Below are 10,047 nucleotides of genomic sequence, written 5' to 3' on the forward strand. Positions count from 1 at the left end.
GCCCCTGTTCGCGGCCGCCGCCGAGGCGGGTGTGGAGGTCTGGGGCGACGTCGAGCTGGCCTGGCGCTTGCGTGAGATCCCGGCGGGAAGGACTCCCGCTCCCTGGCTCGCGGTCACCGGCACCAACGGCAAGACCACGACCGTGCGGATGCTCGCCTCGATCCTCGAGGCGGCGGGCCTGAAGACCGCCGCCGTCGGCAACATCGGGGTCTCGCTGCTCGACGCCGTCCTCGGCGACGAGACGTACGACGTGCTCGCCGTCGAGCTCTCCAGCTACCAGCTGCACTGGGCGCCGAGCCTGCGCGCGCACTCCGCGGCGGTGCTCAACCTCGCCCCGGACCACCTCGACTGGCACGGCTCGATGGAGGCGTACGCCGCCGACAAGGGCCGGATCTACGAGGGCAACAAGGTCGCCTGCGTGTACAACGTCGCCGACCCGGCCACCGAGGACCTGGTCCGCGAGGCCGACGTCGAGGAGGGCTGCCGCGCGATCGGCTTCACCCTCGGCACCCCCGGCCCGTCCCAGCTCGGCGTCGTCGAGGGCATCCTGGTCGACCGGGCCTTCGTCGACAACCGGCACAAGCAGGCCCAGGAGCTGGCCGAGGTCTCCGACGTCCAGCCGTCGGCCCCGCACAACATCGCCAATGCGCTGGCCGCGGCCGCCCTCGCCCGCGCCTTCGGCGTGGAGCCGAAGGCCGTACGCGACGGGCTGCGGGCCTTCCGGCCCGACGCGCACCGCATCGAGCACGTCCTGGACGTCGACGGCGTCGCGTACGTCGACGACTCCAAGGCCACCAACACCCACGCGGCCGAGGCCTCGTTGGCGGCCTACGACCCGATCGTCTGGATCGCCGGCGGCCTGGCCAAGGGCGCGGAGTTCGACGAGCTGGTGCAGCGGTCCGCGGCGCGGCTGCGCGGGGTCGTGCTGATCGGCGCCGAGCGCGCGCTGATCCGCGAAGCCCTGGCGCGACACGCCCCCGAGGTCCCGGTGGTCGACCTCGACCGGACCGACACTGGGGCGATGTCGGCGGCGGTCCAGGAGGCGGCCCGACTCGCCCGGCCGGGGGACACCGTCCTACTGGCCCCGGCCTGTGCCTCGATGGACATGTTCGCCAATTACAACAAGCGCGGCGAGGCCTTCGCGGACGCCGTCCGCGCGCTCGCCGGGACCGACGCCGAGCACACCGGCACCGAGCACGCCTGACCTGACCAGCCGCCAGGTCCGGCCGCGCCGGACACGACTGGAGGGGACAGCGACTGATGCCGAGCAAGATCGCCGGGACACGCAGGCCCTCCGCCGTACGCGGCGGGGGCCGGCCCCTCGTACCCCCGCGCCGACCCCGCGGCGGCGGCCTGCGACGTACCTTCGAGCGGGCCCGGCGGGCCTGGGACCGGCCGCTCACCGCGTACTACGTGATCATGGGCGCCGGTCTGCTGATCACCACGCTGGGCCTGGTGATGGTCTACTCGGCCTCGATGATCACGGCGCTGAAGTACGACCTGCCCGCCTCGTACTTCTTCGGCAAGCAGTTCCTCGCCGCGGTCATCGGCGGCGGCCTGCTCCTGCTGGCCTCCCGGATGCCCGTCAAGCTGCACCGGGCGCTCGCCTACCCGCTCCTGATGGGCACCGTCTTCCTGATGGTGCTCGTCCAGATCCCGGGGATAGGGCACGCGGTCAACGGCAACCAGAACTGGATCTACCTGGGCGGACCGTTCCAGCTCCAGCCCAGCGAGTTCGGCAAGCTGGCGCTCATCCTGTGGGGCGCCGATCTGCTCGCCCGCAAGCAGGACATGAAGCTGCTCACCCAGTGGAAGCACATCCTGGTGCCGCTGGTCCCCGGCACGTTCATGCTGCTCGGCCTGATCATGCTCGGCGGTGACATGGGCACCTCCATCGTGCTCGCCGCGATCCTCTTCGGCCTGCTGTGGACGGCGGGCGCGCCCACCCGGCTCTTCGCCGGCGTGCTCTCGGTCGCGGGGCTGATCGGCCTGCTGCTGATCAAGACCAGCCCGAACCGGATGAAGCGGTTCGCCTGCATCGGCGCGAGCGACCCGGGCGGGGAGGGGGACCCGTGCTGGCAGGCAGCGCACGGAATCTATGCTCTGGCATCGGGCGGATGGTTCGGTTCCGGTCTGGGCGCCAGTGTGGAAAAATGGGGCCAACTGCCTGAAGCGCACACCGACTTCATCTTCGCCGTCACCGGTGAGGAACTGGGGCTGGCGGGGACGCTGTCGGTGCTCGCCCTGTTCGCGGCTCTAGGCTATGCGGGTATCCGCGTGGCCGGACGCACGGAGGACCCCTTCGTCAGGTATGCCGCGGGAGGCGTGACCACCTGGATCACGGCGCAGGCCGTGATCAACATCGGTGCGGTGCTCGGTCTGCTGCCGATCGCCGGAGTCCCGCTCCCGTTGTTCTCGTACGGAGGGTCGGCTCTGCTGCCGACCATGTTCGCCGTCGGGTTGCTGATCGCCTTCGCGCGACAGGAGCCCGCCGCGAAAGCGGCCCTGGCCATGCGCCGCCCCGGTTGGGGCAAGCGGGCCGGGATGAGATTTAAGTCGATGCGACGGCGCGTCAAGAAGCGTCCGTCCGGAGAGCGGTGAATTTCGGTGCATGTCGTACTCGCCGGTGGGGGGACCGCCGGCCACATCGAGCCCGCGCTCGCCCTCGCGGACGCCCTGCGCAGGCAGGACCCCAGCGTGGGGATCACGGCGCTGGGCACGGAGAAGGGCCTGGAGACCCGGCTCGTGCCCGAGCGGGGCTACGAGTTGGCGCTCATCCCCGCCGTGCCGCTGCCGCGCAAGCCCACCCCCGAGCTGATCACCGTCCCCGGACGGCTGCGCGGCACGATCAAGGCCGCCGAGCAGATCCTGGAGCGGACCAAGGCGGACTGCGTGGTCGGCTTCGGCGGCTATGTGGCGCTGCCCGGCTACCTGGCCGCCAAGCGGCTCGGCGTGCCGATCGTGGTGCACGAGGCCAACGCCCGGCCCGGCCTGGCCAACAAGATCGGCTCGCGGTACGCGGCCGGGGTCGGCGTCGCCACCCCGGACTCCAAGCTGCGCAACGCCCGCTACATCGGCATCCCGCTGCGGCACACCATCGCCACCCTCGACCGGGCCCGGGTCCGCCCCGAGGCGCGCGCCGCCTTCGGTCTCGACCCCAACCTGCCGACCCTGCTGGTCTCCGGCGGTTCGCAGGGCGCGCGCCGGCTCAACGAGGTGGTCCAGCAGATCGCCCCGGTGCTGCAGCGTTCCGGCGTCCAGATCCTGCACGCGGTGGGCCCGAAGAACGAACTGCCGCGCGTCGACAACATGCCCGGTATGCCGCCGTACATCCCGGTACCGTACGTTGACCGGATGGATCTCGCGTACGCCGCCGCCGACATGATGCTCTGCCGCGCGGGCGCGATGACCGTCGCCGAACTCTCCGCCGTCGGGCTCCCGGCCGCATACGTCCCGCTGCCCATCGGCAACGGCGAACAGCGGCTCAACGCCCAGCCGGTGGTCAAGGCCGGCGGCGGACTGCTGGTCGACGACGCGGAGCTGACCCCGCAGTGGGTGCAGGGCAACGTGCTGCCCGTACTGGCCGATCCGCACCGGTTGTACGAGATGTCCCGCGCCGCCGCCGAGTTCGGCCGCCGGGACGCCGACGACCTGCTCGTCGGCATGGTGTACGAGGCGATCGCCGCCCGCCGTCAGGCGTAGGGGCGGCTGAAGGCGGGAGATCTGACGTGGCAGCCGGACCGACGACCGCAGAGAAGCGCGCCCCGCGCGAACCGAAGGGTCCGTCGGCCCGGCCGCCCGGCGATTCGGGAGGCCCCGGCCGGCTCGCCCGGCTGCGCGGACCGCGCCTGCTGCTCGCCGCGGCAGGCGTCGTGGCGCTCGGCGCGGGCGCGATCTGGGCGCTCTACGGGTCGTCCTGGCTCCGTGTGGAACATGTGAAGACTTCGGGCGCGCAGGTCCTGACGCCACACGAAGTGGAGTCAGCCGCCGAGGTCCCGATGGGGTCCCCGCTGGCCTCCGTCGACACCGACGCGATCGAGGACCGGCTGCTCCGGAAACTGCCCCGAATCGACTCGGTGGACGTCGTCCGGTCCTGGCCGCACGGAATCGCTCTGAAAGTGACGGAACGAAAGCCCGTCCTGCTCGTGGAAAAAGGCGGAAGGTTCACCGAAGTGGACTCCGGCGGAGTCCCTTTCGCCACCGTCGACAAGGCCCCCCAGGGCGTGCCCCGGCTCGTCATGAACGTCTCGGGCTCACCCAGCCTGCGCCGTTTCGACGCGGACCGGCTGCTCATGGAGGCGGTAGGCGTGACGGGCGAACTCCCCGAGAAGATCGGCCGGGACGTCCGTGTCGTCAGGCTCACGTCGTACGACTCCCTCACCCTGGAGCTCAGCAGGGGCCGGACGGTGTTCTGGGGCAGCGGGGAGGGGGGCGCGGTGAAGGCGAGGGTCCTCACCGCTCTGATGAAAGCGGAACCCAAAGCGGGGCACTTCGACGTCAGCGCCCCCACCGCCCCGGCGGCGTCGCGGAGTTGACGCGCATCGCCGCTGGCCAGCACCCTGGTTGGCCAGCGCTACGGGTGATCACATAGGGTGAAAAGAAAAACGGGAGGTTCGGCGTGTTCGTTGAACGTGCGCCACTTGTCGACTTAGTGTCCTGTTCGGAAGAGTCCAGCGAACAGAGACACTGGTAACCCTAAACTTCAACGTTAGGGTTTGGGTCGGCATTTCGGACCGTCCCATCGGCATCCGTCGTCGCGACGCGAGTAGCACCGCGCAGCGGCGACACGTAACTCGAGGCGAGAGGCCTTCGACGTGGCAGCACCGCAGAACTACCTCGCAGTCATCAAGGTCATCGGTGTCGGCGGCGGTGGTGTCAATGCCATCAACCGAATGATCGAGGTCGGTCTCAAGGGCGTCGAGTTCATCGCCATCAACACCGACGCACAGGCACTGTTGATGAGCGACGCCGACGTCAAGCTCGACGTCGGCCGTGAACTGACCCGTGGCCTCGGGGCCGGGGCCAACCCGGCAGTCGGCCGCAAGGCGGCAGAGGACCACCGCGAGGAGATCGAGGAGGTCCTCAAGGGGGCCGACATGGTCTTCGTCACCGCCGGCGAGGGCGGCGGCACCGGCACCGGCGGCGCGCCCGTCGTCGCCAACATCGCACGCTCCCTTGGCGCGCTCACGATCGGCGTGGTCACCCGCCCGTTCACGTTCGAGGGCCGCCGGCGCGCCAACCAGGCGGAGGACGGCATCGCCGAGCTCCGCGAAGAGGTCGACACCCTCATCGTCATCCCGAACGACCGACTGCTCTCCATCTCGGACCGCCAGGTCTCCGTGCTGGACGCCTTCAAGTCGGCCGACCAGGTGCTGCTGAGCGGTGTCCAGGGCATCACCGACCTCATCACCACCCCGGGCCTGATCAACCTGGACTTCGCCGACGTCAAGTCGGTCATGTCCGAAGCGGGTTCGGCGCTCATGGGCATCGGCTCGGCGCGCGGCGACGACCGCGCGGTGGCCGCCGCCGAGATGGCGATCTCCTCGCCGCTCCTGGAGGCGTCCATCGACGGCGCCCGCGGCGTGCTGCTCTCCATCTCCGGCGGCTCGGACCTCGGTCTCTTCGAGATCAACGAGGCCGCGCAGCTGGTCAGCGAGGCGGCCCACCCCGAGGCGAACATCATCTTCGGCGCGGTCATCGACGACGCGCTCGGCGACGAGGTCCGGGTCACCGTCATCGCCGCCGGCTTCGACGGCGGTCAGCCGCCGACCCGGCGCGACAACATCCTCGGCGGGGCCTCGGCCAAGCGCGAGGAGCCGGCCCCCGCGGCCCGGGCGACCGAGACCCCCCGCTCCGCCGGCGGCCTCGGCACCGTCACCCCGCGGGACGAGCCCGTGGCCGAGCCGGCCCCGGCGCTCAACGACGGCCCGCTGTCGCCGGTCGCCCCGCCGGTGGTCCCGCCGGCCCGCCCGTACCCGGACACCCAGGCCGAAGAGCTGGACGTCCCGGACTTCTTGAAGTGATAGGGCAGCACGACGACACGAGCGGCGCCCACTTCGCCTTCACCGACCGGTGGGGCGGGGTGAGCGCCGTTCCGTACGAGGAGCTCAACCTCGGCGGACTGGTGGGCGACGACCCGGCCGCGGTGCGGACCAACCGGAAGCTCGCCGCGGGCGCGCTGGGGCTCGACCCGGCGCGGGTCGTCTGGATGAACCAGGTGCACGGGGCCGATGTGGCGGTGCTCGACGGGGACTGGCAGCCCGGCGTCGAGCTCCCCCCGGTGGACGCCCTGGTCACCGACCGGCGCGGACTCGCCCTCGCGGTCCTCACCGCCGACTGCGTCCCGGTCCTGCTCGCCGACCCGGTCGCCGGGGTGGCGGCCGCCGCCCACGCCGGGCGGCCCGGGATGCTCGCCGGGGTCGTCCCGGCCGCGGTGCGGGCGATGACCGAACTCGGGGCCGACCCCTCCCGGATCGTGGCCCGGACCGGCCCGGCCGTCTGCGGCCGGTGCTACGAGGTGCCGGAGCAGATGCGGGCCGAGGTCGCCGCGGTAGAGCCGGCCGCCTGGGCGGAAACCAGCTGGGGCACCCCGGCGGTCGACGTCGCGGCCGGGGTGCACGCCCAACTCGAAGCGCTGGGGGTGCGCGACCGGCGCGCGTCGGAGGTCTGCACCCGCGAGTCGGGCGACCACTACTCGTACCGCAGGGACCGCACGACCGGGCGACTCGCGGGATATGTCTGGTTGGACGGCTGTGTCTTCCCGGGGGACAACCCCGGGACCCCCGGCAGGAAGAGCGCATGACGGACCGCAAGACCCAACTCGCCGAGAACCTGGCCCGGGTGGAGGAACGTCTCTCCGCCGCGTGCGACGCGGCCGACCGCAAGCGGGAGGACGTGACCCTCATCGTGGTCACGAAGACCTACCCGGCGAGCGACGTGAGGATCCTGCACGAACTCGGTGTGCGTCATGTCGCCGAGAACCGCGACCAGGACGCGGCGCCCAAGGCCGCCGCGTGCGCGGATCTGGATCTGAGATGGCACTTCGTGGGCCAGTTGCAGACCAATAAGGTCCGTTCCGTGGTGGGTTATGCCGATGTGGTGCAGTCCGTCGACCGCGTGAAGCTCGTGTCCGCTCTCTCCGCGGGTGCGGAGAAGGCCGGGCGCGAGGTCGGCTGTCTGCTCCAGGTCGCGCTCGACGCCGAGTCGGGCGAGCGGGGCGCGCGCGGCGGCGTCGCACCGGACGGCATCGAGGAGTTGGCCGGCGCCGTCGACGCGGCGCCGGGTCTGCGGCTCGACGGTCTGATGACCGTCGCTCCGCTCTCCGGTCCGTACGCGGGCCGGCAACGCGCGGCGTTCGATCGGCTGATGGATTTGTCGACTGCCCTGCGCGCGACACGTCCGGCTGCGAACATGGTGTCCGCGGGGATGAGTGCGGATCTCGAAGAGGCCGTCGCGGCCGGGGCGACACACGTGCGCATCGGTACGGCGGTACTCGGAGTCCGACCCCCGCTCGGGTAACGTCGCGAAGCAAGTCGGACCACAGCAGAAAATATGGTCATTCCCGCAGAAAGCGGGCGGACCTCGTGGATCGCGGACGCGCTTGGCGACGCTGCGGCATGTGTGACAGCGGCGTGTGTGACAAGGGCGATCCACCACAGAGCGGAGGACTCGGAGAAATGGCCGGCGCAATGCGCAAGATGGCGGTCTACCTCGGCCTCGTGGAGGACGATGGGTACGACGGCCGGGGATTCGATCCCGACGACGATTTCGAACCCGAGCTGGAACCGGAGCCCGAGCGCGAGCTCCGGCACCGCCAGCCGCCCCGCCAGGTGGAGCGCGAGGAGCCGGTACGGGTGGTGGCGCCGCCGGCGCAACGAGAGCCGCTGCACGTGCCCGCCGCGGTTCCCGTGGAAAGCGGACGTCCGGCGCGAATCGCCCCCGTGTCATCCATCACACCCGAACGTCCGAGCCTGGAGAAGAACGCACCGGTGATCATGCCCAAGGTCGTGTCCGAGCGGGAGCCCTACCGCATCACCACGCTGCACCCGAGGACCTACAACGAGGCCCGTACCATCGGGGAACACTTCCGCGAGGGCACCCCGGTGATCATGAACCTCACCGAGATGGACGACACCGATGCGAAGCGACTTGTCGACTTTGCCGCCGGACTCGTCTTCGGGCTCCATGGCAGCATTGAGCGCGTGACGCAGAAGGTGTTCCTGTTGTCGCCTGCTAACGTCGATGTCACGGCGGAGGACAAGGCCCGCATCGCAGAGGGCGGATTCTTCAACCAGAGCTGAGAACGACACCCGGTACGACCCGGCCGCGAGGCCGGTGAGAAACGCGAGAGCACGAGAAACAGGGGAGAGGGAAACGCGGGATGGGCGTGGCACTACAAGTGGTCTACATCGTGCTGACGTGCTTCCTCGTCGTGCTGATCTTCCGGTTGGTCATGGACTACGTCTTCCAGTTCGCCCGCTCATGGCAGCCCGGCAAGGCGATGGTGGTCGTACTTGAGGCCACCTACACTGTCACCGATCCACCGCTCAAGCTTCTGCGGCGGTTCATTCCGCCGCTGCGTCTCGGGGGCGTGGCACTCGACCTGTCCTTCTTCGTTCTGATGATCATCGTCTACATCCTGATCTCCATCGTGAGCAGCTACGCGAGGTGAATGTGGACGATACGGTCTTGCCGACTGCCGACGACTACGTAGAGGTGAAGAAGAGATGCCGCTGACCCCTGAGGACGTGCGGAACAAGCAGTTCACGACCGTCCGCCTGCGAGAAGGCTACGACGAGGACGAGGTCGATGCCTTCCTCGACGAGGTCGAGGGCGAACTGACCCGACTGCTCCGCGAGAACGAGGACCTGCGCGCGAAGCTGGCCGCGGCGACGCGTGCCGCCGCGCAGAACCAGCAGCAGCAGGGGATGCGCAAGCCCCCGGAGCCGCAGGACCGTCCCGGTGGTCCGGGCGCGCCCGTGCCCGCCGCCATATCCGGTCCGCCGGTGCAGCAGCAGCCGCCGATGGGCGGCCCGCCGCAGCTGCCGTCCGGTGCCCCGCAGCTCCCGGCCGGCCCCGGTGGCCACGGCCCGGGCCCGATGCAGGGCGGCCCGATGGGTCCCGGCCCGATGCAGGGCGGCCCCATGCAGGGCGGTCCGATGGGCCAGCCGATGGGCGGCCCCATGGGACACCCGCAGCAGCAGATGCAGCAGCCCGGTCAGGGCCCCGGCGGCGACAGCGCCGCGCGCGTCCTCTCGCTGGCCCAGCAGACCGCCGACCAGGCGATCGCCGAGGCCCGCTCCGAGGCGAACAAGATCGTCGGCGAGGCGCGCTCCCGCGCCGAGGGCCTGGAGCGGGACGCCCGCGCCAAGGCGGACGCTCTTGAGCGGGACGCGCAGGAGAAGCACCGCGTCGCGATGGGCTCCCTGGAGTCCGCCCGCGCCACGCTGGAGCGCAAGGTCGAGGACCTGCGGGGCTTCGAGCGCGAGTACCGGACCCGTCTGAAGTCGTACCTGGAGTCGCAGCTGCGTCAGCTGGAGACCCAGGCGGACGACTCGCTGGCCCCGCCGCGGACCCCGGCCGCCCCGTCGCTGCCGCCGTCCCCGTCGATGGCGTCGGCCGGTGCGGGCGCCCCGTCGTACGGCGGCAACGGCACGATGGGCGGAGCCCAGTCGTACGGCGGCCAGCAGCAGATGTCCCCGGCGATGACCCAGCCGATGGCCCCGGTGCGCCCGCAGGCGCCCCAGCCGATGCAGCAGGCGCCGGCGCCGATGCGCGGCTTCCTGATCGACGAGGACGACAACTGACGGCGCGACTGCGCGCGCTGAGCGCGTAGTAGCCGTCGGCAGCGGCAAGGGCCGGGGTCCTGGGAGCAATCCCAGGGCCCCGGCCCTTTTGCCGTGGGCACGTGCGGTACCGGGCGTGTGCGGAGCGGGGCGGGTATGGGTGCGGGTCCGAGGCGGCTGAGGTCGGGGCGCCTGCGGCGGGCTTTCCCCCACCCCGCCCCTTCCCGAAACCGGGGCTCCGCCCCGGACCCCGGGGGTGCGG

At 71.1% G+C, this 10,047-nt stretch carries 10 protein-coding genes; all 10 read left to right on the plus strand.

Annotation, left to right across the window (positions count from 1 at the left end; translation table 11 throughout):
* A partial coding sequence (murD, locus tag VIU94_RS35935) for a UDP-N-acetylmuramoyl-L-alanine--D-glutamate ligase (RefSeq protein ID WP_331918275.1) occupies nucleotides 1–1,204 on the plus strand: 1,204 nt, incomplete at its 5' end.
* Between the two features lie 56 nt (nucleotides 1,205–1,260).
* Nucleotides 1,261–2,601: a putative lipid II flippase FtsW gene (gene ftsW, locus VIU94_RS35940; RefSeq protein ID WP_331918277.1), complete on the plus strand. Its 1,341-nt coding sequence runs from the start codon at nucleotides 1,261–1,263 to the stop codon at nucleotides 2,599–2,601.
* Nucleotides 2,602–2,607: 6 nt separating this feature from the next.
* Complete coding sequence (murG, locus tag VIU94_RS35945) at nucleotides 2,608–3,702, plus strand: undecaprenyldiphospho-muramoylpentapeptide beta-N-acetylglucosaminyltransferase (protein ID WP_331918279.1); 1,095 nt, start codon at nucleotides 2,608–2,610, stop codon at nucleotides 3,700–3,702.
* 26 nt (nucleotides 3,703–3,728) lie between these two features.
* Nucleotides 3,729–4,535 (plus strand): cell division protein FtsQ/DivIB, encoded by an 807-nt coding sequence (locus tag VIU94_RS35950; RefSeq protein WP_331918281.1) that lies wholly within the window; start codon nucleotides 3,729–3,731, stop codon nucleotides 4,533–4,535.
* Between the two features lie 279 nt (nucleotides 4,536–4,814).
* Nucleotides 4,815–6,023, plus strand: coding sequence for a cell division protein FtsZ (ftsZ, locus tag VIU94_RS35955; protein ID WP_331918283.1), 1,209 nt, complete (start codon nucleotides 4,815–4,817; stop codon nucleotides 6,021–6,023).
* Nucleotides 6,020–6,802: a peptidoglycan editing factor PgeF gene (pgeF, locus tag VIU94_RS35960; RefSeq protein WP_331918285.1), complete on the plus strand. Its 783-nt coding sequence runs from the start codon at nucleotides 6,020–6,022 to the stop codon at nucleotides 6,800–6,802. Before ftsZ ends, pgeF begins: the two co-directional genes overlap by 4 nt.
* The gene (locus tag VIU94_RS35965; RefSeq protein ID WP_331918287.1) at nucleotides 6,799–7,518 is read left to right on the plus strand and encodes a YggS family pyridoxal phosphate-dependent enzyme; all 720 of its coding nucleotides are present in this window, start codon (nucleotides 6,799–6,801) and stop codon (nucleotides 7,516–7,518) included. Before pgeF ends, VIU94_RS35965 begins: the two co-directional genes overlap by 4 nt.
* Before the next feature lie 158 nt (nucleotides 7,519–7,676).
* The gene (locus VIU94_RS35970; RefSeq protein ID WP_331918289.1) at nucleotides 7,677–8,300 is read left to right on the plus strand and encodes a cell division protein SepF; all 624 of its coding nucleotides are present in this window, start codon (nucleotides 7,677–7,679) and stop codon (nucleotides 8,298–8,300) included.
* 80 nt (nucleotides 8,301–8,380) lie between these two features.
* Nucleotides 8,381–8,671 carry a YggT family protein gene (locus VIU94_RS35975; RefSeq protein ID WP_331918291.1) on the plus strand — a complete coding sequence of 97 codons (291 nt, stop codon included), beginning with the start codon at nucleotides 8,381–8,383 and terminating at the stop codon, nucleotides 8,669–8,671.
* 55 nt (nucleotides 8,672–8,726) lie between these two features.
* Complete coding sequence (locus VIU94_RS35980; protein ID WP_331918293.1) at nucleotides 8,727–9,806, plus strand: DivIVA domain-containing protein; 1,080 nt, start codon at nucleotides 8,727–8,729, stop codon at nucleotides 9,804–9,806.
* The last annotated feature ends 241 nt before the right edge of the window (nucleotides 9,807–10,047 follow it).

Source organism: Streptomyces sp. (assembly GCF_036566765.1).
In the GTDB taxonomy this organism is placed as follows: domain Bacteria; phylum Actinomycetota; class Actinomycetes; order Streptomycetales; family Streptomycetaceae; genus Streptomyces.

Coding starts and splice junctions, on each gene's coding strand:
- ftsW (WP_331918277.1), top strand. CDS start 1,261: ATGCCGAGCAAGATCGCCGGGACACGCAGGCCCTCCGCCGTACGCGGC.
- VIU94_RS35965 (WP_331918287.1), top strand. CDS start 6,799: ATGACGGACCGCAAGACCCAACTCGCCGAGAACCTGGCCCGGGTGGAG.
- VIU94_RS35970 (WP_331918289.1), top strand. CDS start 7,677: ATGGCCGGCGCAATGCGCAAGATGGCGGTCTACCTCGGCCTCGTGGAG.
- VIU94_RS35975 (WP_331918291.1), top strand. CDS start 8,381: ATGGGCGTGGCACTACAAGTGGTCTACATCGTGCTGACGTGCTTCCTC.
- VIU94_RS35980 (WP_331918293.1), top strand. CDS start 8,727: ATGCCGCTGACCCCTGAGGACGTGCGGAACAAGCAGTTCACGACCGTC.